At 32.4% G+C, this 25,761-nt stretch carries 24 protein-coding genes and 1 pseudogene; 18 read left to right on the top strand and 7 right to left on the bottom strand.

What is annotated here, in order from left to right:
- The 9 genes from wecB to AC4E8C_RS23035 all read left to right on the top strand — a co-directional run bounded on the left by wecB (window position 1) and on the right by AC4E8C_RS23035 (window position 11,892).
- A complete protein-coding gene (gene wecB, locus AC4E8C_RS23075) occupies window positions 1-1,131 on the top strand; it encodes a non-hydrolyzing UDP-N-acetylglucosamine 2-epimerase (RefSeq protein ID WP_490208960.1) in 1,131 nt (376 codons plus the stop codon).
- Window positions 1,128-2,330, top strand: a complete 1,203-nt coding sequence (locus AC4E8C_RS23070) for a glycosyltransferase family 4 protein (RefSeq protein WP_490208959.1) — start codon at window positions 1,128-1,130, stop codon at window positions 2,328-2,330. Before wecB ends, AC4E8C_RS23070 begins: the two co-directional genes overlap by 4 nt.
- Window positions 2,331-2,486: 156 nt before the next feature.
- Complete coding sequence (locus tag AC4E8C_RS23065) at window positions 2,487-3,929, top strand: hypothetical protein (RefSeq protein ID WP_490208958.1); 1,443 nt, start codon at window positions 2,487-2,489, stop codon at window positions 3,927-3,929.
- Between the two features lie 267 nt (window positions 3,930-4,196).
- Complete coding sequence (locus tag AC4E8C_RS23060; RefSeq protein ID WP_490208957.1) at window positions 4,197-5,177, top strand: glycosyltransferase; 981 nt, start codon at window positions 4,197-4,199, stop codon at window positions 5,175-5,177.
- Between the two features lie 6 nt (window positions 5,178-5,183).
- Entirely contained in the window at window positions 5,184-6,236 is a 1,053-nt protein-coding gene (locus tag AC4E8C_RS23055) for a glycosyltransferase family 2 protein (protein WP_490208956.1), read from the top strand.
- Complete coding sequence (locus AC4E8C_RS23050; protein WP_490208955.1) at window positions 6,233-7,495, top strand: glycosyltransferase; 1,263 nt, start codon at window positions 6,233-6,235, stop codon at window positions 7,493-7,495. The genes AC4E8C_RS23055 and AC4E8C_RS23050 overlap by 4 nt, the downstream gene beginning before the upstream one ends.
- A 29-nt stretch (window positions 7,496-7,524) precedes the next feature.
- Window positions 7,525-8,724 carry a glycosyltransferase family 4 protein gene (locus tag AC4E8C_RS23045; protein ID WP_490208954.1) on the top strand — a complete coding sequence of 400 codons (1,200 nt, stop codon included), beginning with the start codon at window positions 7,525-7,527 and terminating at the stop codon, window positions 8,722-8,724.
- Between the two features lie 18 nt (window positions 8,725-8,742).
- Window positions 8,743-10,275 (top strand): lipopolysaccharide biosynthesis protein, encoded by a 1,533-nt coding sequence (locus AC4E8C_RS23040; protein ID WP_490208953.1) that lies wholly within the window; start codon window positions 8,743-8,745, stop codon window positions 10,273-10,275.
- Window positions 10,276-10,572: 297 nt separating this feature from the next.
- Window positions 10,573-11,892 carry a nucleotide sugar dehydrogenase gene (locus AC4E8C_RS23035; RefSeq protein ID WP_490208952.1) on the top strand — a complete coding sequence of 440 codons (1,320 nt, stop codon included), beginning with the start codon at window positions 10,573-10,575 and terminating at the stop codon, window positions 11,890-11,892.
- Window positions 11,893-12,791: 899 nt separating this feature from the next.
- Here the strand turns inward: AC4E8C_RS23035 and AC4E8C_RS23030 are convergent.
- Window positions 12,792-13,838 (bottom strand): acyltransferase family protein, encoded by a 1,047-nt coding sequence (locus AC4E8C_RS23030; RefSeq protein ID WP_490208951.1) that lies wholly within the window; start codon window positions 13,836-13,838, stop codon window positions 12,792-12,794.
- A gap of 307 nt (window positions 13,839-14,145) precedes the next feature.
- On the opposite strand from AC4E8C_RS23030, the gene AC4E8C_RS23025 reads away from it, so the two are divergent.
- The 5 genes and pseudogenes from AC4E8C_RS23025 to AC4E8C_RS23005 all read left to right on the top strand — a co-directional run.
- A complete protein-coding gene (locus AC4E8C_RS23025) occupies window positions 14,146-14,592 on the top strand; it encodes a hypothetical protein (RefSeq protein WP_490208950.1) in 447 nt (148 codons plus the stop codon).
- A gap of 12 nt (window positions 14,593-14,604) precedes the next feature.
- Window positions 14,605-14,901 carry a hypothetical protein gene (locus tag AC4E8C_RS23020; protein WP_490208949.1) on the top strand — a complete coding sequence of 99 codons (297 nt, stop codon included), beginning with the start codon at window positions 14,605-14,607 and terminating at the stop codon, window positions 14,899-14,901.
- A 2-nt stretch (window positions 14,902-14,903) separates the two neighbouring features.
- Window positions 14,904-15,548: a Mu transposase domain-containing protein gene (locus tag AC4E8C_RS23015; RefSeq protein WP_490208948.1), complete on the top strand. Its 645-nt coding sequence runs from the start codon at window positions 14,904-14,906 to the stop codon at window positions 15,546-15,548.
- Between the two features lie 14 nt (window positions 15,549-15,562).
- Window positions 15,563-16,336 carry an IS21-like element helper ATPase IstB gene (istB, locus tag AC4E8C_RS23010; protein WP_490208947.1) on the top strand — a complete coding sequence of 258 codons (774 nt, stop codon included), beginning with the start codon at window positions 15,563-15,565 and terminating at the stop codon, window positions 16,334-16,336.
- A 57-nt stretch (window positions 16,337-16,393) separates the two neighbouring features.
- Window positions 16,394-16,531: pseudogene (locus AC4E8C_RS23005) on the top strand (ATP-binding protein); the annotation flags it as partial.
- A gap of 204 nt (window positions 16,532-16,735) precedes the next feature.
- Here the strand turns inward: AC4E8C_RS23005 and AC4E8C_RS23000 are convergent.
- Window positions 16,736-17,365 carry a class D sortase gene (locus AC4E8C_RS23000; RefSeq protein ID WP_490208946.1) on the bottom strand — a complete coding sequence of 210 codons (630 nt, stop codon included), beginning with the start codon at window positions 17,363-17,365 and terminating at the stop codon, window positions 16,736-16,738.
- Window positions 17,366-17,369: 4 nt separating this feature from the next.
- Window positions 17,370-18,089 (bottom strand): cell wall anchor protein, encoded by a 720-nt coding sequence (locus AC4E8C_RS22995; protein WP_490208945.1) that lies wholly within the window; start codon window positions 18,087-18,089, stop codon window positions 17,370-17,372.
- Between the two features lie 704 nt (window positions 18,090-18,793).
- Here AC4E8C_RS22995 and AC4E8C_RS22990 point away from each other — a divergent pair.
- The gene (locus AC4E8C_RS22990) at window positions 18,794-19,210 is read left to right on the top strand and encodes a hypothetical protein (RefSeq protein WP_490208944.1); all 417 of its coding nucleotides are present in this window, start codon (window positions 18,794-18,796) and stop codon (window positions 19,208-19,210) included.
- A 130-nt stretch (window positions 19,211-19,340) separates the two neighbouring features.
- Window positions 19,341-19,703, top strand: coding sequence for a hypothetical protein (locus AC4E8C_RS22985; protein WP_490208943.1), 363 nt, complete (start codon window positions 19,341-19,343; stop codon window positions 19,701-19,703).
- A gap of 1,136 nt (window positions 19,704-20,839) precedes the next feature.
- Here the strand turns inward: AC4E8C_RS22985 and AC4E8C_RS22980 are convergent.
- Window positions 20,840-21,052 carry a helix-turn-helix domain-containing protein gene (locus AC4E8C_RS22980; RefSeq protein ID WP_490208942.1) on the bottom strand — a complete coding sequence of 71 codons (213 nt, stop codon included), beginning with the start codon at window positions 21,050-21,052 and terminating at the stop codon, window positions 20,840-20,842.
- Between the two features lie 229 nt (window positions 21,053-21,281).
- A complete protein-coding gene (locus tag AC4E8C_RS22975) occupies window positions 21,282-21,758 on the bottom strand; it encodes a GNAT family N-acetyltransferase (RefSeq protein WP_490208941.1) in 477 nt (158 codons plus the stop codon).
- Window positions 21,759-22,280: 522 nt separating this feature from the next.
- On the opposite strand from AC4E8C_RS22975, the gene yidA reads away from it, so the two are divergent.
- Together yidA and AC4E8C_RS22965 are read left to right on the top strand one after the other, a co-directional pair.
- Window positions 22,281-23,093: a sugar-phosphatase gene (gene yidA, locus AC4E8C_RS22970; RefSeq protein WP_490208940.1), complete on the top strand. Its 813-nt coding sequence runs from the start codon at window positions 22,281-22,283 to the stop codon at window positions 23,091-23,093.
- Window positions 23,094-23,192: 99 nt separating this feature from the next.
- Window positions 23,193-23,384: a hypothetical protein gene (locus tag AC4E8C_RS22965; protein WP_490208939.1), complete on the top strand. Its 192-nt coding sequence runs from the start codon at window positions 23,193-23,195 to the stop codon at window positions 23,382-23,384.
- A gap of 1,030 nt (window positions 23,385-24,414) precedes the next feature.
- Here the strand turns inward: AC4E8C_RS22965 and AC4E8C_RS22960 are convergent.
- Both AC4E8C_RS22960 and AC4E8C_RS22955 read right to left on the bottom strand, forming a co-directional pair.
- Window positions 24,415-24,915: a competence protein ComK gene (locus AC4E8C_RS22960; protein WP_490212635.1), complete on the bottom strand. Its 501-nt coding sequence runs from the start codon at window positions 24,913-24,915 to the stop codon at window positions 24,415-24,417.
- 528 nt (window positions 24,916-25,443) lie between these two features.
- On the bottom strand, window positions 25,444-25,671 hold the full coding sequence (locus AC4E8C_RS22955; protein WP_490212634.1) for a helix-turn-helix domain-containing protein: 228 nt from the start codon (window positions 25,669-25,671) through the stop codon (window positions 25,444-25,446).
- Window positions 25,672-25,761: the final 90 nt, after the last annotated feature.

Genomic DNA, 25,761 nt, shown 5'->3' with positions numbered 1-25,761 from the left:
ATGAAGAAATTAAAGGTCATGACAGTTGTTGGTACTAGGCCAGAGATTATAAGACTGTCTGCTGTTATTAATAAATTAGAAGATTCAAGTGCGATTGAACATACGCTTGTTCATACTGGACAAAATTATGATTATGAATTAAATGAAGTGTTTTTTAAAGATTTCAACTTAAAAAGGCCTGATTATTTCCTTAATGCAGCTACTGGCACCGCAGTAGAAACTATAGGAAATATCCTAGTTAAAATCGATCCTATTATGGAAGAAGTAAAACCAGATGCATTTTTGGTCCTCGGAGACACTAATAGCTGTTTATGTGCAATTGCAGCTAAAAGAAGACATATTCCAATTTTTCATATGGAAGCAGGAAATAGATGTTTTGATCAGAGGGTTCCAGAAGAAACTAATAGAAAGATTGTGGACCATACAGCAGATATTAATTTAACTTATAGTGATATTGCAAGAGAATATTTACTTAGAGAAGGTCTACCTGCTGATAGAATTATTAAAACTGGTAGTCCTATGTTTGAGGTTCTAAATTCAAGAAAAGCTGATATTGAAAAATCAGGTGTTTTAGAGAGATTGGACCTTGAAGAAAGTAAGTATTTTGTAGTTTCAGCCCACAGGGAGGAAAATATTAATTCAGAAACTAATTTCTTAGATTTAGTTGATAGTTTAAATGCGATTGCAGAAGAGTATCAAATGCCTTTGATTGTAAGTACTCATCCAAGAACAAGAAACATGATTAATGCAAAAGGAATTGAGTTTAATTCATTGGTGAAAACAATGAATCCATTAGGTTTTAATGACTATAATAAACTACAAATCAACGCAAAAGCTGTTCTGAGCGATAGCGGGACAATAAGTGAAGAGTCATCTATTCTTGGATTTAAAGCTCTAAATATAAGACAAGCTCATGAAAGACCAGAGGCGATGGAAGAAGCATCAGTGATGATGGTTGGTCTTAAAAAAGATAGAATATTACAAGGGTTAGAGATTTTAGAAACTCAGGAAATGGACACTTTAAGACAGGTTGGAGATTATAGTATGCATAATGTATCTGATAAAGTCTTAAGAATAATTCTCTCCTATACCGATTATGTAAATAGGGTTGTTTGGGGGAAAAACTGTTGAAAGTTTTGCAGATAAATTCTGTATGTGGGATTGGGAGTACTGGAAGAATTGCAACTGATATTGATAGGTTATTAAAAGAACAGGGGCATGAAAGTTATATTGCTTATGGTCGTGGGAAAGCGATCAATTGTGATACAGCTATACGTATTGGAACTGATATAGATAATTACCTTCACGTTGCAACAACAAGAGTTTTTGATAAACATGGCTATGGGTCAGTAAAGGCAACGGAAGATTTCATTAATAAAATTGAAGAATTAAATCCTGATATAATTCATTTGCATAATATTCATGGATATTATATAAATATGGAATTGCTATTTAAATATCTTAAAAAGGCAAATAAACCAGTTGTTTGGACTTTACATGATTGCTGGGCTTTTACAGGCCATTGTGCAAACTTTGATCAAGTAAATTGTAGCAAGTGGAAAGTAGGATGCAATAATTGTCCACAAACGAAAAGCTACCCAGCTAGCTGGGTTGATAATACTAAAAATAACTATAATAAGAAAAACGAGATTTTTAATGGAGTTAAGAATTTAACCATTGTAACCCCTTCAAAATGGCTTAGTAATTTAGTCAAACAGTCCTTTTTATGTAGATATCCTATTAAAGTGATAAATAATGGGATAGACCTTGATGTGTTTAAGCCTACTAATAACAAATTTAGGGAAAATTATAATATTAAAGAAAAGTTCATAATTCTCGGGGTAGCCAACGTTTGGGAGAAGAGTAAAGGTTATCAATATTTTATACAGTTATCCGAAAGTATAAAACAGGATGAAGTAATCGTATTGGTTGGGTTAAATGAAAGACAGAAAAAAGACTTACCACATAATATTATAGGGGTAAGTAGGACAAATAATGTTAGTGAGTTAGCAGAAATATATTCCTCAGCAGATATATTTGTTAATCCAACATTGGCAGATAATTTTCCTACCACAAATTTAGAAGCAATGGCTTGTGGTACTCCAGTAGTTACTTATAATACTGGTGGTAGTGGAGAGTGTATAAAAGATTATTGTGGTTTTGTTGTTGAAAAAGGAGATATTTTTGAGGTTTTAAAAAAAATAAAAATTGTAAAAGAAAATGGAAAGTCTATCTATTCCAATGAATGTGTTAGGCATACACTAAAAATGTTTGATAAAAGAGATAGATTTAGTGAGTACATCCAGTTGTATCAATCATTTAGGGATTAAATTTATTATTAAGTGAATTGTAAAGTGTTGGAACTTTAATATGATAGTAAGTTAAAGTAACATTATATTAAACATGGTGCTACATTCAATATAAAATAAAAATATAATATAAAAAATTCAAGAATCTATTACAAAAAAGGGGTGATTAAAAGTTAGATGCTTATAAATAAAAATACCCTACAACCGAAAATAAGTAGTTCTCCATTACTAAGAGTACTATTAATTATTATAGGGTTATTAGAGTTTCTCTTTATAGCATATAAACCTGTTCCAAGACAAGGTCTTGAATTACTTTGTCTTTTGCCATTGACCTTTTCCTTCAGTGTCTTGTTTTTTGGTGAAATAATTAGACATCACAGGGGAGGAATTGGGCTAAAGGTATTCTATATAATTGTAATTATTAGATATTTAATTTCACCATATCTTATAACAATTACGAATGGTTATACAAATAGACATATGATAGAAGTAACACCTACATCAAACTATTTAGCAATATTGATAATTTGTGCTGAACTAATAATTGCATGTATAACTATAAAGTTTACATGGAAACAAAGTATAAAGAAGGCAAATAAAAAGTTCAAAGAAACAGATGCCAATGTAAGGTGGATAACTGCAGGCGGTATCATAATTAGCTTAGTATTGATATTGATTATTACCGTCAGAAGTAACCGGTTCATTCCAACGATGGAAATATTATTTTTTAAAGAGTCTACAAGCATCTTAGGTTCTTATGAATCTATAGTAATTAAGTGCCTCAAGTCATTTTTCTTTGTTATTTCTTTGATTTGGGTTAAGAAAAAATATTCTGCAACTAAAAATCCCCTTTATTTTTTATTTGTTTTTCTTTTTGCATTTATAAATATTGCAATAAATTTTGGTTCAAATAGATCATTTGTTGTAGAAACAATCTTAACAACTATTTTTTTGTACATTTTTACATTTTCAAAACAAAAAAAAATGATTCTAATATTGTTAATACCAATGTCATTCTATTTGGTTTTAGATATGATTTTAAAAAAACAGTTTGGAGTTGAAATAGGAAATGACTCAGGGTTAGAAGTTTCTATAAGTGAGATTTCAAATATAATTGAGAGTTATACGAATGGAATTTGGCCAATGGCTTCAATTCTAGACACTAGTCATTCAATGAGGTCACAGGTTTCTCTCCTTACACCTATTAAAGATTTCATTGAGGCGTTCTTCCCTTTTAGAATACCTGGTTTAATATGGATTAGGGACTTAACATCATCAATACCATCTACAACGGATATTTATATGGCGTATTTATTTCCGTGGAATCCTGGAGCTATGATTACTTTATCTGGAGAGATGTGGATTTACGGAGGGCCAATTTTTGGATGGCTATTTGCCTTAGTTGGAAATATATTAATGTTTTATTTATTAGTGAAGATGGAAGTATTAAGTCAAACTGTAAGTGATTTAAGATACAAATATATGTATACATTCATGTCAGTACTAATGGGATTAATTATGTGCTACTGTGTAATAACCATTGTTTGGAGTTGGAGTCAATTCATTTTATTCTACTTTATTTTTTTAAAAATTAATGATTATATTGTCTCAAAAAAATAGATATTGAGTAATCCTTAGTAATAATGAAAGGAAACTAAACCTATCTTTTAATTTGATGATTTAATCTAATGTATTTAATAATTAACGGGGTAAAAACTTTAAACTAAACAAAAAATAGTACGTAAAACTAAGGCAGCCAAGTTTTTTACAAAATCACAAAAAATAAGTATTAATATTAAGTTTCCTTAGAATATAAACTTTGATATAAGTAATTATTTATCTTTTAAACTTTCTTGACTTAATAATAGGAAGTGCAAAGGGGATATTATGGAGAAAATTAGTGTTGTTGTTCCAGTCTATCAAGTGGAAAATTATTTGAAAAAATGTTTAGAAAGTTTAATAAATCAAACATATAATAATTTAGAAATACTATTAATCGATGATGGTTCACTTGATAAAAGTGGAAAGATATGTGATGACTATGCAAAGAAAGATTCACGGATAACTGTAATTCACCAGCAAAATCAAGGACTTTCTGGTGCGAGAAATAAAGGAATTGAGAAGGCAACAGGTGATTATATTTCATTTGTCGATAGCGATGATTATTTAGATATTAACTTTTATGAGGCACTATATAATAGCATTAATAAAAACAATGCTCAAATAAGTGTATGTAATATGTTACAAGACTTTGAGAATAGTACAAAGACCAAAATATTTGTAAAGGATCTCCCATCACAAAATTTATTTAATAATAAAGATGCAATGAAGTTTCTTCTTTGTAGTAATGGTTTTGGAGGATATGTTTGTAATAAGTTGTATAACATCAATCTTTTCAGAGATATTTCATTCCCAGTCTCTAGAATATACGAAGATACATTTACTGTATATAAGTTATTCTCTAAAGCGGAAAATGTAGCATATACAAATGATACTTTTTATAACTATTTAATAAGAAAAGGTAGTATTACTTCTGATGATAATGTTGAAAAAAAGATGGATTTCATTATTGCAAATAAAGAACGATATGAATTTATTATTAAGGAATATCATGACCTTAGAGGGTTAGCCTTTTCAACATATTGTATTTCAGTTATTTCCATTTTGAATCAATTTATAAAATACAAAAAATCGACATCAAAAGTTGAAGAATACCTTAATGAAGTACAATCGCTAATGAGTGAAAAATCAAATTACCAAGAAATACCAATTATATATAGAGTAATTCTTCAGTTTACAAGAAAAAATCTCTCTATGTACAAAAGAATATTAAAAAAATATTATAAACTGAAAAGTAAGAAGGCGTGAACAGAGATGCCAAAAGTAAGCATAATTATACCTGCTTTTAATGTTCAACAATATGTTAAAGAATGTATTAACAGTATTATTAACCAAAGTTTTAAAGATATAGAAATTATAGTAGTAATTGATGGATCTACTGATAATACTTCGGAAATTGTAGAGGCTCTTGCAGATAATGATAACCGGATTAAGGTTATATATCAGGAGAATAAGGGAGCAGGAAGTGCAAGGAATAACGGAATAGAGAATTCCAGTGGAGAGTATATTATATTTGTAGATGCTGATGACTGGATTGAACCGACTATGATTCAAGATTTGATATCAGATATAGAAAAATATAATGTGGATCTTGTAATTTGTGGAAGTAGTTTAATCACATATAAAAACGGTGTTGTCTTTAGTAAAGAGAAAAATATATTTCAAAGTAGATTAATAACTAATGAAAGAGAAACTAAAGAAATCTTCCTTGACTTATATTTAAAAGGTATAGTCCATGGCCCAGTTTGTAAGATATTCAGAAAAAGAATAATAATGGAAAATGAAATTAGATTTCCTAATTTACGTAGATCACAAGATATTATTTTTAATAATAACTATTTTAGCTATATAAAGAGTTTGTATCTGTCTAGTAATAGCTTTTATAATATTAGAATTGAGCCCAATGATTATTTGAAATTTAAACTTTCAAGAGATTATTATAAAACTTGTATTCTATTAGATGATGATTTAAATACAAAGTTAAAAAGCTGGGGAATTCATATAACCAAAGATATGGAAGCCAAAATAGCAAGCTTTTTTATTACAAGGATAGGTTATTGTTTTGAATCAATTATTTTGAATGAAAAAGTAATTGATTCAAGAAAGTTAGTTAAACAGATAATTTCAGAACCAAGCGTACAAGAATCAGCTAAAGTGGCCATATCAAATAATAAATATCAAATGTTGATTAATAAATTTATTGTGAGAAAAAGTCTTTTTCTTATCATAATGATAGTAAAGTTAAAGACTGTTATTAGGAATATTATGCCAAGTATATTTAAAAAATTAAAGGATGGTACTTTTTGAAAAAGAAAAGAATGCTTATATTAATCAATGATTCATTCCCCTTTAAGCCAGGAGAGACTTTCTTAGAATCAGAAATTAATTATTTTAATTTATTTGATAAAATAATAATTTATCCTTTTCCATCAGGGCCTAAAAATAGATCCCTTTTTAAGTTCGAAAAAAATATAAATGTTATAAGAAATAAAAAGAGAATTAATTTAATAGACAAAGTCTTATATGGTCTATCAACAATTTTTGATAAACAATTTTTATCAGAGCTTATATATTTAAAAAGAGTAAATAAGTTAAACTTAATAACAATCAGGAATTTATTTTCTTTTCTAATCAATGGAAATTTTTATTATAAACAGATAAGTGACCAAATTTCTGATATTTCTAATATTCGTGACTATGATATATATATATATTCTTATTGGATGTATATTCCATCTTTTATTGGAATTATGCTTAAAATGAAATTACAAAATTTAACTAAATGTGTTGTCTTTACAAGGTGTCATAGGTTTGATTTGTATGAAGAACTTCATGACTATGATTATATCCCAGTGAGAAATTTTATTATGAATAAAATTGATAAAATTTATTGTATATCAACAGATGCCCAAGAATATTTAAGTGAAAAATATACTAGTGTTTCAGAAAAGTTAAAGATAAGTCGTTTAGGCACAAAAGATTTTGGGGAATTTAAGAACCACAAGCGAAGTGATATTTTTAGAATTATATCATGTTCATGGATAAGGCCAGTTAAGAGAGTGTCAAAAATACTAGAGGCAATTTTAGAATTGAATATTCCTATTGAATGGACCCATATTGGAGATGGAGAGCAATTTAATGAATTAAAGGGGCAGGCAGAGAAAGCAAATAATCCAAATTTAAAATTTGTTTTTAAAGGTGCATTGGCAAATAAAGAAATAATGAATTTATATAAAAAGGATGCATTTGATTTATTTATTAATGTAAGTGAGTCTGAGGGAGTACCTGTCTCAATAATGGAGGCAATGTCTTATGGTATTCCAATAATTGCAACTAATGTTGGAGGAACAAAAGAAATTGTAATTGATGGAAAAAATGGATATTTACTCAGTAAAAATTTCTTGAGTAAGGATTTATCTGAGAAAATAGAAAAAATAGCAAAAATGAATGATAGTGACTATTATAGTATGCGAAGTAATTCAAGGAGTATATGGGAAGAAAAATGTAATGCGGATAGGAATTACAAAAATTTTATTGAAGATATTTTGAGTTTAAATAATTGTTAAATAATAGTGAGTAATTTGGAGGTTATACTTTGAAGGTTGCCATTATCACTGTAGGTCAATTACCAGTACCAGCAATAAAAGGGGGAGCTGTTGAAACTCTAATCCAAAATATTTTAGATCGAAATGAAATTTTAAAGCAGCTTGAGTTAACCATTTATAGTATATATGACGATAATGCATTTGAAGAATCATTAAAATATAAAAGTTGTAAGTTTAATTATATCCAAGTGTCAAATGTCTATAGTAATATTTATAAGCTTTATGCTCGTTTGATGAACAAACTATTTAATACAACAATTTGTTTAAGAGGAGCATATTTATCTAAAGTAGCAAAGAAAATGAAAAGAGAAAAGTTTGATATTGTTCTAATTGAAAATGATCCGACCTTTGTTTATAAATTGTTAAAGTCAAAAGGAAAAAAAACTAAGCTTTTTGTTCATATCCATAATGATTTTATTAATAATAATATTAAAAACATGAAAGCTCTTTCAAATTCAGTTGATAAAATAATTACTGTTAGTAACTACTTAAAGAAAAGAGTGTTGACATCAAATTATTTTAATGAAAGAAGTGTAAAGGTTCTTAAGAACTGTATAGATATTAATAAATTTAATAATGAAATTTCTTTATTTGAAAGAAATAGTATTCGAAAAAAGTATAATATTGATCCAAGTGATTTAGTAATTATGTATAGTGGTAGATTGTCACCCGAAAAAGGTATTGCACAGCTTATAAAAGCTTTTTCAGAAATTAATCATAATTCTACCCTAAAGCTATTAATTGTTGGAAGTGCTTGGTTCGGGGAAAATAAAAATACGGAATTTGTTAATAATCTATTGAAATTATCAGAGAAAATAAAAGAAAATATTATATTTACAGGATTTATTAATCCTGCTGAAATTCATAAAATTAATTCAATAGCGGACATAAATGTTGTTCCTTCGATGTGGGAGGAACCTGCTGGGTTAGTTGTAATTGAAGCTATGGCCTCATCAGCACCTTTGATTACAACTGATTCAGGAGGAATTCCTGAGTATATAAATGATTCTTGTGCATTAGTAATTAGACGAGATAACAAAATGATTGATAGTTTAAAAGGAGCATTAGAAAAGTTAATATCTAATAGAGAACTACGAGAGAAAATGGGAAGAGAAGGGAAGAATCAAGCTGCCCAATTTAGTATAGAGAATTACTATGATAATTTCATAAAAATAATTAGCGAAAATTAGAGGATAAGATGAATATATATGCGCTTAAAAAATTCTTTTAAAAATACAATTTATGCTTTAGGTGGTCAGATATTGACCATTCTATTAAGTTTCGGCAATAGAACGATTTTTATTTATACACTTGGTCCAAATTATTTAGGTGTAAATGGATTGTTTACTGATTTATTATTTATGCTTTCCTTAGCGGAGTTAGGAGTAGGTACTGCTATAACATTTGCTCTATATAAACCCCTTGCTAATGATGACCATAGCGAAATAAGTGCTATAATGAACTTATTTTCAAAATTATATAAATTCATTGGGCTGTTTATTGCCTTAGTAGGTATTTCTCTTACTCCTTTTTTAGATATATTAATTAAAGGAAATTCCGAAATTCCAAATTTGTCAATTATCTACTTATGCTTTCTTACGAACTCAGTTATTTCCTACCTTTTTACGTATAAAAGAACTTTAATAATAGCGGATCAAAAGCAATATTTGGATACTAGAAATATATATACTTTCCAGTTAATTCAGTATACGCTTCAAATAGCAATATTATTTATTACAAGAAATTATTTATTGTATCTTCTAATACAGATAATATGCACATTTTTATCCAACATTGTTATTTCTGCAAAAGTAGACAAAATTTATCCCTATCTTAAAGAAAATAAGCTTGTAAAGTTAGATAAAGAAGGGAAACAAGGCATTTTTAAAAATGTTATAGCAATGATATTTCATAAAATTGGATCAGTAGTAGTTAGTGGTACTGATAACATATTAATTGCATCTTTTATAGGGATAACTTCTGTAGGACTATATTCTAACTATAAATTATTAATTAGTACAGTAAATACATTAATAAATCAAATATTTAATGCTGTTACAGCGAGTGTGGGAAATTTAAATGCAAGTGATATAAATAAGCAACACTCCTATTCAATATTTTCTACCATGCTTTTTATAAGTTTTTGGATTTTTGGCTTTTGTATGTGTGCTTTATTTTCGTTATTAAACCCTTTTATTAATTTATGGATAGGTAATAGATATTTATTGAATACTGAAACAGAATTTTTATTAGTATTTTTATTTTATGTGACAGGGATGAGACAGACATCAATCGTACACATAAATTCGCTGGGGTTATTTTGGCCATTAAGGTATAAATCATTATTTGAGGCGCTAACAAATTTAGTATTTTCTTTAACTCTTATAAAAGTAATAGGTATATCAGGAGTATTTTTAGGGACAATAATAAGTACATTAGCAACAAATTTTTGGTGGGAGCCTTATATAGTTCATAGAGATGGTTTTAATATTTCTAGTAAAAATTATTTTAAAAATTACAGTTTCTATTCAATGGTTGTACTAATTGCTTGTTTTCTTACATTTTATATAAACTCTCTAATATTATTTTCAGGAATTTTAGGTTTAATACTTAAAGGATTAGTATGTCTTATACTACCCAATTTATTATTTTTTATATTTTCCTTTAAAAAATCGGAATTTAAACACGTTGTTAAAATGTTAAATATAATGTTATTAAAAAAATATAAAGATGTAACATAACACACCTTTTTTGCCTATCAATAATTAATTACTAGGTTCTATTAGCTATAGATTTAAAATGTTACCTTAGATGAAAGAATAATTATACATTGTCCATATTGTCCCTAGAGTAGTGCTTTGTGAAAATAAGCATTATTTAAAGTGCTTACTCAATCACAATACAAGATGATAATACATCTATAGTAAAAACTATTTTAGACCCTTAAAGATATTTGAATATTCCAGAAGTGCTATTTATAACAATTGATAATTAATAGTTTAATTATTAAAAGTTTTATTTTTTTAGGAGGTACATTAATGAGCTTATACGAAAAAATAATAAACAGAGAAGAGAAATTATCATTAATTGGATTAGGTTATGTAGGAATGCCGCTTGCTGTAGCCTTCGCAAAGAAAGCGGATGTTATTGGTTTCGACCTAAATACTAATAAAATAGAGCAATACAAAAATGGCATTGACCCTACAAACGAGGTAGGCAATGATGCAATAAAACAAACTACCGTAGAGTTCACCTCTGATGAGACTAAACTAAAAGAGGCAAAGTTTCACATAGTAGCTGTACCGACACCCGTCAATGCGGACAAGACTCCCGATTTAAGTCCGGTAGAAGGAGCGAGTAGGATTGTTGGACGAAATCTTACTAAGGGTTCGATAATAGTGTACGAATCTACAGTGTACCCTGGTGTAACAGAGGATATTTGCATTCCTATACTTGAAAAAGAGAGTGGACTAAAATGCGGTGTGGATTTTAAAATTGGATATTCACCGGAACGTATTAATCCTGGAGACAAAAATCATCGGTTAGAGAATATTAAGAAAATAGTGTCTGGGATGGATGCGGAATCATTGGAAGAGATAGCTAAAGTTTATGAGCTTGTCATAAAAGTAGGTGTTCATAGAGCGGGCTCTATCAAAGTGGCTGAGGCTGCAAAGGTAGTTGAAAATAGTCAGCGTGATATAAATATTGCCTTCATGAATGAACTTGCTATGGTATTTGACCGTATGGATATCAATACACAAGAAGTTATTGATGCCATGAATACGAAATGGAATGCACTTAAATTTTATCCAGGTCTTGTTGGTGGTCACTGTATCGGGGTAGATCCTTACTACTTTGTATACGAAGCGGAAAAGTTAGGTTACCACTCACAAATAATTTTGTCAGGTAGGAAGATAAATGATGGAATGGGTGCATTTGTTGCGGATGCAATTATTAAGAAATTGATAATAGCTAATAAAGTAGTAAAGCAAGCAAGAGTTGTAATATTAGGTATAACATTCAAAGAGAATTGTCCTGATACACGTAACTCAAAGGTTGATGACATTATTAAGAGACTTAATGAGTATGGTATAGATCCAATCATAGTGGATCCCCAGGCAGATGCTGCTGATGCTAAACATGAGTACGGAGTAAATTTAGTTCCTCTTGATACAATAAATGAAGCCGATTGTCTTGTGTTTGCTGTGGCTCATGATGAGTTTAAGAACATAAAGAGGGACCAAATTAATGGCATGTTTAAGGACTGTGCTAATGAAGAAAAAATCATTGTTGACGTTAAGGGAATATTGAATAAAAAAGAGATTGAAAAATATGGATACAGTTATTGGAGCTTATAATTAAAAATTGACCCGGAATAGAGAGGATACAAGTTCAAATATAGGATTTTGACGTCAGACCCCACTCTGCTAAAGTAATGCAGAAACGTACTAGAAATTAAGGACTCCTTTCTTCCTCCTTTAACGTGGTTAAGGACGGATTCCTTTCCCCGGATATTCAATAATTGACTATTATTTTTATAATTACTAGCTAAGTTCAGAAATATGTATGAATATATCCTGGGTGAAATTCTCTATGGGTTCGCTTATAAATTTAAGATTAGCCATCCCCCACACTCAGATAAAGTTTGAATGAAAAATAGAGTAGATTGATCTGCAGTTCTATCATGATTAGCAGGGTACGAAAGAATCAATTCGCACTCTGATTCATATGACTCTTTGGCTCATTTAGAAAGGAGTGAGTAATCATGAATGAATCTATCCGTTCCATGTGTAAATCATTAAGATTGGCTTATGTGGCTGAGATATACGGGACAATGCGATTTGCCGGTCCCAGGCGATCCAATCAATAATCCCTTTGGCTCATCCATCATATGTAAATCATTAAACAAATAAATTCCGATGAAGCTAAAATTATCAAATTATTAGATGGTAGTGAACCTATATCTATTATTATAGTCCGATTAATCTTTCTTATGAAGTAATCAATAATGATCCAAACGCTTATGACCTGGTTGAAAATCATCCTCTCATAAATGAGTGGGGAAAAAAATCTAATGAAATTGGTAAACGTTTTGATATTGCAAGAGGAGCTTTCGGGACATCTTTTGGTGAAAAATTCTTTGAAACTTGTGTGCTATCTAAATAATAATTTAAAGCGAGCGATCGAAGTGATTCGGTCGCTCTTTTATTTGTAATTTTATATGTTTAGTTATGTCTAAATTTGTTCCAATTGCGAATTACATTGCTTTTGACTGCACATCTTTATTTCCTTCTTTTTTACTCATAAGATATTTTTCATTACCGAAAAAAAGCAATTCCAAGTTTTTGTTTTTAGAACAAACAAAGGAAAAAACTAAAGGTGATATAACAGCAATTGCCCATAATAAAAGAATGTTTTCTGTCAAATGAACACTAGCAATCCCTAATACTATTAAATGCAAGTACATTATAGATAAAGTATTTTGACCAACATATTGAAGCGGTTTAGTGATCGAAATAATAGATGAAATAACTTTACTAATTTGAATAATCCAAATAAAAAACAATACTGGTAAAACCATATCAAATAAAACGTGTTTGTAATTGGCTAATTTCATATCAATTTGGACATTTAAAATTCCTTTTACATTTAGTACAATCATAATGATGCATAAGATTGTCACTAAACTAAACGACTTTAAATTTAGATTAATCGCAATTCGGTCAATCTGCTCTTTAAAGTAAAAGCCAAAAGTAAAATAAGGAAGCGACACTAAACACACGTCTAAATTCAATGGTACCTTATAAATCATTTTCCACAATAAATAGTTTTCGTTATGCGGTAGATAATATATAGATTCCAAGTGACCAAGCAAATAAAATACGATCATCGTAATGATAACATGTTTTTTTTGTAGTTTTGATTCTATGGCTGCAAAGACAATCATGGTAACAAATAGACAGGGTATAAACCAATAAACCCCAGCATACATCCTTCCTCCGTAAAGGAAATGAAGTATATCGTTTAAATTAAATGTTCTCTGAATTACAAAAGTGATTAAAGCAAAAAACGAAAAATAAGGTAAAAAATACCTTAAAGTTAATATCTTTACCCACTTTTTGAAAGCAATCCCTTTTTTATTTGGTGATTTGAACAGGTATCCACTAATGATAAAAAAAGCAGGCATATGAAACCAATATAATGTATTTCTAAGAATCGGGTCAATATTGTTCATATGAGCTAGTACTACTGTAATTATTAGTAATCCCTTGGCTACGTCTAAAAAACTTTTTCTATTCCCCATTTAACTGCTCCTCTTGATATTTTGTATCTTAAGGATACTTCAAAATAGTGGAAATTTCTATTTGTTTTTACATATTTCATCATTCCTGTAGAGTATTTAAATTTTTGCACTTACCTTAATCAAGAATTGCTTTGGTGTGACTCCGTGTAAACGATAAACTAGAATCAACAGTTTTCCACAAATAAGGATAAACAGATTTCGACAAATAAGAATCAACAGTTTACCTTAATAAGCCTGCTTTCTATATACTTAAATCAGTCTATGGAAATTGAAGATTTCTAGGAATAGGGTGATAGAATACGGGAGGATGAGTCCAGAAGAGTTTTACTCATTTGCAATGTCATTACAGAATAGAAGTAAAAAGCTAGATCCCTTTTGGGAGGAAATACTTGTATGGTTAAAGGACCATCCTGACTTATCAGGAGCGCAAGTAATGGACTGGTTGGGTGAAAAATTAAACGTAAGTTCCGTTACAGAAGGAACTGTGAGGAATTATGTTAATGAGATACGCGAAGCTTACCATATTCCAAAAATGATATCAGAAAGAAATTATAGTACAGTACCCGATCTTCTGATGGATCAACAGCTACAAGTAGATTTTGGTCAAATAAAGGTCCTTACAACGAATGGAACATTAAAGCGGCTCTACTTTATTGGATTCGTGCTGGCCCATTTCAGATACAAATATGTAGAATGGCTCGAACGACCATTTCGAGCATCAGATCTTATTAGAATGCATGAAAATGCTTTCTGATTTTATGGGGGCATGTCGCTTGAAATCGTCTACGACCAAGATCGTTTACTAGCTGTCAGCGAAAACGCAGGAGACCTTATTATGACAGTCGAATTCACTAAGTATCAACAGACAAGAAAGTTTAAGGTCTACCTATGTAGAAAATCTGATCCAGAATCCAAAGGGAAAATAGAGCAGGTAGTAAAGTACGTAAAAAATAATTTTGCGAAGAACCGTACATTTGATAATCTACCAGATTGGCAGGAATCTTGTTTGAGTTGGTTAAAGAGAACGGGGAATTATAAAGTACATCATAATACGAACCAGTAGAGGTGTTTGCCCTGGAAAAGCTACACCTACAACCAATCTCTGGTACTTACATTTTTGAAGATATCTTCGATTCTAGTATAACAAGAACCATTAACAAAGACAATGTTATCCGGTTTGATGGAAATCGGTACAGCGTACCTCGCGGTACTTACCGAAAAGGAGCTTCCAATATTGCTTATGTGGAGACAGATACTGAGTATCTATACATACGCCTCCAGCAAAACGGGCAGCTTTTAGCCAAACATAAAATCGCTAAAGGAAGTGGTGCTGTCATTTCAGATCCTTCCCATCTGCAACGTGAACACTCTAAACGTGACCTAATAAAACAGCAAATTAAAGAAATGTTAAACGATAAAGAAGCAGCAAATGAGCTTATTGAAGTTCTCTCTAATCAATATCCACGTCATTTGGTAGATCAACTTAAAGTTGTACAAACCGTCATCCTGAAATATCCAGCTTACATTGACGAGGCACTTAATGAAATGAGACGTTTACGGTTAACTAGTGCAAATGATCTTCGCGATATTGCCATCTCATTAGAAATACACGGTCGAAAGAAACATAAAGAAACTGGGACCCTGAATGAGAAATATAAGGCTTTAGTTGCCCCCGAACGAAGAGAAGATATTTATTTAAGTGTCCTCTAGGGAGGAACAAAACGATGAGCCAACCTTACGAATTACTACAGGAAAAATGCCGAACCTTACGTCTTGCTGAGACAGCTAAGGAGTTACCCTCACTTCTAAGAGAAGCAGAAGCAAAGGGATGGACATATCATGAATTCATCCATGAGTTTCTTAGTCATGAAATGCGGTGTAGAGAAAGGAAAAACAGTGAAATACTAATGAAGTGGGCAGAGTTTCCAGACGCTTTGACATTTGAGAACCTTCGCCTTGAAGAACAGACAGCGATTGGAGAAAAACAACTAAATATATTAAAACAATTATCATGGGTAGATGAGTATTTTACCTTAATTATGATGGGACCAACGGGAGTCGGCAAGACTCATCTGTCAACTGCCCTAGGTATTCACGCTATTGAGCGTGGATACCAGGTTTCATTTATATCAATGGATCGTTTGATTTATGTATTGAAAACAAGAGAGTATCTCAATAAATCTAAGACGAGGTACAACCGTATCACCAAATCTGATCTGATTATCATCGATGACGTCATGTATATTGCATATGAACCGCAGGATGCCCATTTATTCTTCCAGTTTATTTATGAAATGTATGACAAAGCTGCATTTATCCTTACATCCAATAAAGGGCCTGGAGAATGGGGAAAGTTCCTTGGGGATGCGACACTTACGACAGCGATATTGGATCGTCTTCTACATCGGAGTGAAATTTTGACTTTCAGCGAAGATCAAGACAGCATAAGAATGAAATACAGAAAGGCATTATTTAATAATCAAGGTGTTGAATCTTAATTGATGAAAACTGTTTAATCTTATTTATTAAAAACTGTTGATTTCTACTTGACGGTTACATTCGGTCAATGGAACCACGTTTTTGGAGATCCAATCTTGACAGAGGCAGTCATTGACCGACTGATTCACCACTCTCATCTGGTGGTATTCAACGGCGACAGTCATCGCTATAAAGAATCATTATTACAAAACTAGCAATAACGTTGATGAGTGGTTACATTTTTAGTTGCCGTTATATGCACTTTTTGTTTGCCAAATACATGTCAAAGCCCGATATATGTCGAAAATTGATTGCTTTTAATTCATTCCTTGCATGATGGGACCGAAAAAATAAAAAAAGACAGAAGCTTTAATAAAGCAATCTATCTTTTAATATAAATATCTTCTGGTGTTTTTCAACTAACCATTAATTTCTTTTGACAGGTCAGGTTTGGAAATAAGCTTTGTATAGACAATAAAACGATCAGGTGCATCCCCAATAAAGTTAAAGGGATAGCAGGTGGTTAATGTAAGGGTTTCGTAGTCAGTCGGTACTATAATACTCTTATCATCCGCATGGACAATCTTCGTATCTGTCGTTTCATAGACAAATTCACCGTAAGGTGTTTGGAAAGTAACCTTATCCCCTTTTTGGATATGCTCGAGCTTTCTAAATACAGTATCACGATGACCGCTAAGAACCACATTACCGCCTTGACCTGGCAAAGCACTCCCCGCGTAATGGCCTGCCCCTTTTTTTAATTCATTATCATGGGTGCCTTGGACAATCGGCACGTTTAAACCTAAAGATGTAAACTGTAATTCTCCTATACTTGAGCCTGGTTCAGGCAGCGATGACCACGCCTGATTAAACTTTTTATCAGGTAAATCCGGTTCATAGTCTTTGATCGCGGTATGGGCAAGGAGAACGGTCTGCTTAGACATGTCAAATCCGAAATAGAGGACAATACCCAGTCCTATCATGAAAATAAGGATGGGCACGCTAAGGATCGCCCATATCCACCTTTTTTTACGTTTTTTATTCCTCATAAACTTATGCCTCTGCAGGAACCTGTGATTTACGTACTAGTCTCGCAGCAGGAACAATTGCCAAACCGCCCATCAGCATTAATAATCCGCCAAGTGCGATATAAGTAGGATTGTCTGTTGCTGTGTTAGGAAGCGTACCGGCAGGCATTGGCACGAATGTACCTGACTTCTCCAGCTGTTCTTTCGCTTTAATCGCCGCTACAAGTGCGTTGAGTTTAGCTTGAATGGCTTGCGGGTGTAAATCCGCCTTCGTCGGATTAATTGTCGCTAATACATTCCCTTTTAAATCCTTTAGTTGAATATTTAGACCTGTTGTTCCAGGTTTATAGGATAAAAGATCAATCGGATTTCCTTTGTCATCCACTACAGAAGCTTGAAGATGCGCTAGCTTCACACTATCAAGAAATAATCGTGACACCTCAACCTTTTGTGCATTCGTCAGGTTCTCCAGTTTTGTTCCGTTTAAAATGCTGCGGACCCGCTGGGTATTAGCGAGAATCCCCTTAAACTCCTGGTCACTTAAATCAATGGATTGCAAATAAGCATAGAGATAATCAACTTGATCAATGTTCAATGCTTCTAATGAATCTACTAACTTTTGCGCCTGAGGATTACTATTACCTGCTGCCTCTGCCGTATTTGCTGGAACTGCAGCAAACGCAGAAAGACCTAAACCAAGAGCTGCAATTAAAGAACCCTTTTTCACTGTTGACTTGAAATTCATTTTCTCACCTTCCATTAATTTGTCGAATTGGATTGAATTACTAATCTATCATTACATGATAGCAGAATTTGTAAGAGACATGAATAGTCCAAAATGTGCAATTGTCTTAAAATGGTAAAATTTGTCGAGGGGAAACTAGGTGTTAAGTCCTGCTTGCTGGAATTGTATTTGGCAGGAAAAAATCTATTTTGTAGAAATTTAAAAAAGTTTTAAAACTGCAAAGTATGTAAAGGAGTAGAGAACCAAGTTTCACTGCTATTTTATTTTAACAAGAATTGCTGAATATTAAGGAGGAATCTGTTGGAACTGATTTGAACAACAGTTCCTGAAAACTTTTTTCACCTTAGGTTGACGGTTCTGATGACCTTCTCTATTAAAATAATTTGTTTTAAGTTATGAAACTAATTATGTTTGAAATCGTAATTGTACTAGAGGTATTGAGAGTAAATCCAAAAAAGTAGAGGTGATTTAATCCCATAAGGATGAAGTTTATAGCTAAGTATTTACTTCCATTATTAATAGGGTTTCTCCTAATAATAGTAGAGGCCTTTTTCCCCTTTTTTAATGGATATATAACGGTAACAGTATTTTTTCTAGTCTTAAATTATTACATAATTGTTATCTTCCGAAGTGTCAGCAGACCTAAGAAGACTGGGTCCTCTTTATTTATTTGGCTTGATAATTTAGAGGGAAGTAATGAACTATTGCAGTTTTTATTGAACGATGAAAAGGAAAATGATTTATTAAAGAATCTTGAAAAAGTTGCCTCAAAATTAAAAACTTATTCAAGAAGTGATAAAAAGAAATTACTTTTACTTAAAGCTTATTTCAAAACTATTAATGAAGAAGGTCCATTAGAACTATTAAATAAAACTATACTAGGGATTGTTGTTGCATTTGTAGTTTGGATAATTACAAAGGGAGATTTTTGGAACTTTGCAGCCTTCTCTAGCGAGGGTACGAAGCTAAATCCTATATATATTAACTTCTTATATATTATTACCTTTTTAATTGAGGGGATTTTGTTTTTAGCTATTTTTATTGTAGATTACTTTAGGGATAAAAGAAGAAATAAGTTAGTTCTAGAAATAATAGATGTTTGTATCGATGGGTTAGAATAAGTGGCAGGTTTAATCTTAGTTGACCAATACTGCGTGGTAAAGATGCTACTAAAATTTATAGTAGGTATAGAATATGGTTAACTAACATCGTAACCCCTTAATGGATATATGATATTTTTGAGGTGATAAAATGAAGTTTATAAACTGCAATGATGATAAAGTAAATGAATTTAAAAAATCTAAAAATCTAACATTAAGTTGGGGAATTCCTGTTAATCCAATGATGATAGAAATTAATGATGAAGTCGTTGCATTAATTGATTTTTCTTTTGGAGGAGTTTATGGAGATGATAGTATAGAAATTGATAATTTTGAGGTGTTTGAGAAAGGGACAGGCATTGGTAGTATAATAATTATAGATTTCATAAAAATGTATAAAAATAGAACAATTTCTTTGTATCCTGAAAATGAAAAATGTAAGAGGTTTTGGATAAAACATGGATTTAAAATAGAGTATGAGGGGTCAGAAGTAATAAGGCTAGTATACAAATAAATCTAAAGGAAACCGGAATACTATCCTTAGAGCAGTTACTACTTGTTTAACAATCCAAAAGAAGTGCAGCCTTGTTTTATGAATATTAATCGTCTATTAGACTTGTAGGGACTCCGGAAGAAAAAAGGGAAAAGGATTGTGTTGGTGTACGTTCTGATCACAACTGAGTTCAGGGTTCGACAACTTTTTTAAATACTTTCCGTTATAAAATGAGGAGTGGTGCATGTTAAGGGGCCTTTTAATCAAACGTTTGTTTAGTGTTGAAAAGACAAGAAATTTATTGAATGGTGTCACTTAATTAGAACTTTAACTAATTTGCTAGAAAGTTAGGTTATAGTAAGATAAATTCCGATTTTGTTCATGATAATCTATTTCCTGCTAGTCGCGAGATTTGTGTATAGAACACTACTTTCAGCCTTTTTAACCAAACGTTTGAGTAGTATAGCATATAGGGAATTTGGTCGAAAGTGCGTCGTATTGTGTTGAATCGGTGTTAAGCCATCAATCTTATTCCACATTTCAACAACTTTTTTAAGCCCTGAGAGGGAAGAGTGCATAATTTCCAAGGCATGGAGCTTATTTAACCAAACGTTTGATTAGAGGAGAAATTACTAGATAATAGTCGGTCTTTGTCATTCCAAACTATGGTTCATTTGAATGCCTGCCACTTTTGGAATCGGGAGTAAAATGATTTACGCAATTGGACTTATTCTAGTATTGATTGTAGTTGCAAATGTACGCAAGGGGAATTTGGGAAATCTATCCTTCAATATGAAAATTGGCATCTTCTGCTTGATAATAGGAGGCATGCTACTAATCTTTTCAAATTTACTACCATTCTTACATACTCTAGCAAATTTGGCCTTTTTGGTTGTTGGTCTCTGCTTAATAGTGGGAACATATAAAATGATCCTTGTAAGATAAGGGTATAAAAGGGACAACGATTCTTATACTGCTCTTAATGAGGTTTTCGTAGAAACATTACTCTCTTCGTCTTTATAAACCAAAAAGGCTTTTAATCTTAATTTTGATTAAAAGCCTTTTTACTGTCGAGGTGGAGGTCTGAACCTCGAATTCCAGTGATCTATCCATCATGATGTAAGTAATAGATAAATAATTAACTAAACTTAATCAATTCAAAGGAAGATAATATCTAATAATCCTTTTTCTACTATTTTTTTTAAAAGTTCATATGGCTCCATCCCAAAGTTGATGGCAAGTTTACAAAAGGTGGGTAAACTGGGGATACTGTTGCCTCTTTCAATACTACACAAGGCATTCCTGCTAATGTCACACCCTACAGCCAAATCCTCTTGAGTTAATCGGTTAGCTCTTCTTATACGCCTCAAATAATAATCCTAATTTTACTGCATCTGCATCATAAGCTATGAAATTACTCCTTTTTCTCTGATTAGATAACGGGAAAACACCATTGAATACCATGCCTGTCACGACCCGAATTTTGGCGAAGATTGAGAGGGACCACGGGGACGGTTCTAGTAGCTCCAAGCGACTGTTCGTCATCTAACAATCGAGATATTTTCATTTTGGCAGAAAAAAACATCGAGACCACCTTCTTCAGGTGGTTTCGATCGCCTTAAATCCAACTTTTTCATATAAACGAATGGCTCGTTCATTCTGTTTTTGCGTAGTTAAATAAGCTTCTTGATGATACTTGCTCACTTGGGATAGGGCATAGGTTACCATCGGTTTGGCTAGCTTTTTCCCTTGATAATCCGGGATGACCCCCACCCAGTGAATTCGTCCAATCCTGCGGCCTTCATACTCCCCGTACCAGGCCATGATCGTCCCAATCGCCTCTCCCTCAGGGTTTTGCAGGAAAAAACAGCGCTGTTGGAGGTCGGCCAGGTATCCGTGAAACTCTTTGTGGAACCGTTGTAGGGCATCATTTTCGTTTGCAAATTCCCCAGCAAGAGTTTCAATTTTAGCCCAAGTCGTTTCATCTTCTGGTTGAAAACTTCGGATGGAATAGCCCAGCGGCAATGGAAGCGGGCTATCACAATAAATCTTGTTACAATACATGATTAATCTCATCCTTGCACCACCTTTTAGTAACTATAGTTGATGTAATTATATCAACTTATTTTATTCGTGCCTGTCACGCCCCGATATTTGTCGAAGATTGATAGGCTTTTAGATACATATAAAATTTAGAATGAAGTTGCAGATGAATATTATTGGGGTGGTTAGTTGTTACGCTTCTTTTTGTTTCGGGAAACGTCCTAGAAAAACGAGAAAACCACCCTACGCCGTCAAAAGCCGGTGCCTACCACGATCCGAAATAACCCCAAACAAGGTGAACCAAACGGTATAGCGATGTAACCACTCAACAGCTTCAGGGGGATAAACCCATTATACGCCCCAGTTCATATAGGTGGATAAATGGATGCCCCAAAATGACAGTTATCCCGTATAGGGCATCCTAATATGTCACTTAATTAGATGGCGAGGAAATTTGCAGGCTGACAGGACAAATCCACCTGTGTATGGATTACTAATTAACCTTCAAGTAATATAGTTATATGCATTATTCAAACACCAAGAGGAGGACTGGATTTGTATAAATTAGTCGCAATTGATATTGATGGAACGCTAATGAATGATCGAAGAGAAATTACCAAGGAAGTTAATGACGCCATTCAAGCTGCTAAAGCAAAAGGGGTGAAGGTGGTCATCTGTACAGGGAGGCCAATCGTGGGTGTCCAATCAATTATTGAAGAATTGAAATTAAATGATGATGATGATTATGCGATTACCTTTAATGGCGCTCTTGTGCAAAATACATACACTAAGGATGTAGAATCCCAAATTACCTTAACATATAAAGACTTAAAGGAATTACACGAATTAAGCCTAAAGCTCCATTCACCGCTTCATTTTTTTGATACCGAAAATCTTTATACGCCTAATCGAGAGATAAACCGATACACCATTCATGAAGCTCATATCAATCAAATTCCACTCCATTATATACCAATTGATGAAGTGCCAAAGGACATGCTTGTTCCAAAAGTAATGTTTATTGATGAACCGGAACGTTTGAATACGATTATGATAAACATTCCTCCAATATTCTGGGAAAAATATACGTTTGTTAAAAGTACCCCGTTCTTTTTAGAAATCCTTGACCCACGTGTCAGTAAAGGAAATGCAGTCAAACAACTTGCAGAAAAACTTTTGATTAAACAGGAAGAGGTCATCTGCATCGGTGATGGGGAAAATGATCTAAGTATGATTGAGTATGCTGGCTGTGGAGTGGCAATGGCTAATGCAGTATCTGTCGTTAAAGAAGCGGCCCAGTTCCATACTTTATCCAATAATGAAGATGGAGTAGCCTATGCAATTGAAAAATTAGTACTGGAATCTTAGAAAACCGGTGCCTGTCACGCCCGGAGTTAAATATTTCATATATTTGTCACAAGGGATTTCTTATTTCCTCTATAACTTATAGGGGAGGACGGTGATCAGATGAAACAAGGAGAAATGAAATCATTTATTTATACCCAGTACTTGGGAATGATTGAAGTAGGCCCTACAAAGAAAGAAACAATGAGAAGAATTAAACGAGTAAGAGCAGAGAAGGACATACAAATGCAAGAACATATGAGAGAACTTGAAAAAGAATTTCCTGGCATTGAAAATCTGGACAATTTGCTATAGCCCTTCGTCCAAGCGAAAAAATCATTTTAGTTTTTTTTAGGGTATTAAACGCTTAGAGCCCACTCCTATCTTGAAATAGGGGTGGGCTGTTTCATTATTTTGGCAGAAAATATTGGGAGGTGGACATCGGATGAAAACAGAATTTAAGAAAAAACGGGTAATTAAAAGGAACGGCAATTATCAGACTATATTCTTTGATAGGTCAATGATTTAATTATAGGTAACTCTACCGGTTCCGTTATTTATATTAGCGATTTATTGGGTCAGTAGGTACAGTTCTCGACAACCTTTTTAGTAGATGTATGGATAAAATGAGGAATGGAGCATGATAGGGGGTCTTCTAATTAAACGTTTAGTTAGTGTTGAAAAGAGAGGAAATTTATTGAATGGTGTCACTTAATGAGAATCTTAACTAATTTGCTAGAAAGTTAGGTTATAGTAAGATAAATTCCGATTTGGTTCACGACAATCTTTTTCATGCTGGTTCGGGAGATTGTTTATATAGTGCCACTTTCAGTCATATTAAACAAACGTTTGAACAGTATAGCACATAGGGAATTTGCTCGAAAATGCGTCGTATTGTGCTGAATCAGTGCTAAGCCATCAATCTTATCCCATATTTCAACAACTTTTTTAAGTGCTAACTGGTAAGAGTGCATATTTCCCAAGGCATGGAGCCTATTTAACCAAACGTTAATTAGAGGAGAAATTACTAGATACTAGTCGGTACTTGTCATTTCAACTGTGGTTCATGGGGGGCTTTACACTTTTAGAATTGTTCCGCTCATGATGGGACATAGCTAAGACCCCCAATGGCATAGGGGGTCCTGGCATCAAACTATTAATGCTGATAGATGTTTGCTGTTGCTCTTTTGCTTAATTTGGCATAGGTCACCTGAATTTAACTATGCAAAGCTTTTATCTTTACGGTAAGAGCGAAACGTTCTTTTATATAATTCAATAATAATTGATGTATTTGCTCATCAATATTTATAAATAGCCTCTAATCTTTAAAATATTATGTATTAAGTCATGCACCTTTTTTAGGATCTTGCTTAAAGGAAATGGTGTTATTTTCTATACCGACTGTCATTTTCTTAAATTGCTCAGCTGTTTGCAATTTATGATTAAAAGAATAAAGTTTCGAAGGAATAATAATAATCAACCCATTCGTAAACTCTACCTTTGCTTTTCCATTTAATGTATTTGTTCTTAGTATATGAGTAGGATTAAACCAGATGGTATTGTCATGTTTGGCAGATTTATCAGGGAATACACAAATTTTATATATAGGATTAACCATAACCGGACACATATGCTTATCACCAAGGAGCCACTTGGAAGTTTCCATTGCTCCTTTTAAATTGAAACCAATACACCTAATACTGTCATTAAGGATCTCCAAGGGCGATCTGTCTACAACAAATCTTCTATTTAATTCAATAACGAGTGTACACAATTTAGCATTCCGATCATAGTGCCCAACCATATACATAAAATCTGAATTAATATTATATTTTTGTTCGATCATCAAATAGTTTCAACTCCCATATTTAGTTTAATTTGATTTTTTCTCAATACGACCTTTGACCTCCCTTTAATGATAATTCCATCCTTGCGTACCACTAATTTTGACCCTTACCTTTCATTTAAACTCCTTTACTAAATTTTGATCACTTTTAGTGGTGTAGACATTATATTTAAAGTAATAAGCTGTTAGTTATTAATCACAACTTATCCCATTAAAACGCTTTCATTTTTGAATATTATTCTAATCCTATTGACCTAAAAATAGGAGGCAAATATAAGTTTCTTTGGGTCTATTAAAATATGAAAAGATCAATGAACTATTCTTGAAGGGGTGAGCAAAAGAAGGGAAATAGCTCTTGATATGCATAAGTGGTATCTACTTAGATTTTATATACTACTTCTAATCGACGGGTTCGTGCAGTGATGTTAATCTGAGGGATCAAGGTGATGGAATATCAAAAAAGTTCCAATGGAAATTCTTTGAGCTATCATTTGGAGAATTTTCTATGAGCTGGTTATATAAAGCTGCTTAATCATCCTCATCCGTATCTTCTAAAGTAATAATTTTACGGATATCATTTATATCAAGAGCTTCCGCAATTCGCTCTATATGGCCAAAGTTAATATTTCTTCTTTGCTGGTTCGCTAATTCATTCAAGGCTTCGGCGCGAACATCTGTCTTGCGGGATAATTCTCTCATTGAGATGTTTTTCTCTTCTATAAGTTTATGAATCTTCGCTACAACTTTTTTTCCCATGATTAAGAATATCTCCATTCATATGACTCTATTGAAAAATTAACATATAAGAAATTCCAAAGTGGAACGCGTAAGCGTCTCATTTTTAGG

The sequence above is a fragment of the Neobacillus sp. SRL179 genome, assembly GCF_984799095.1.
The sequence above is the reverse complement of the archived record's forward strand: the minus strand, read 5'-3'. Positions and strand labels throughout refer to the sequence as shown.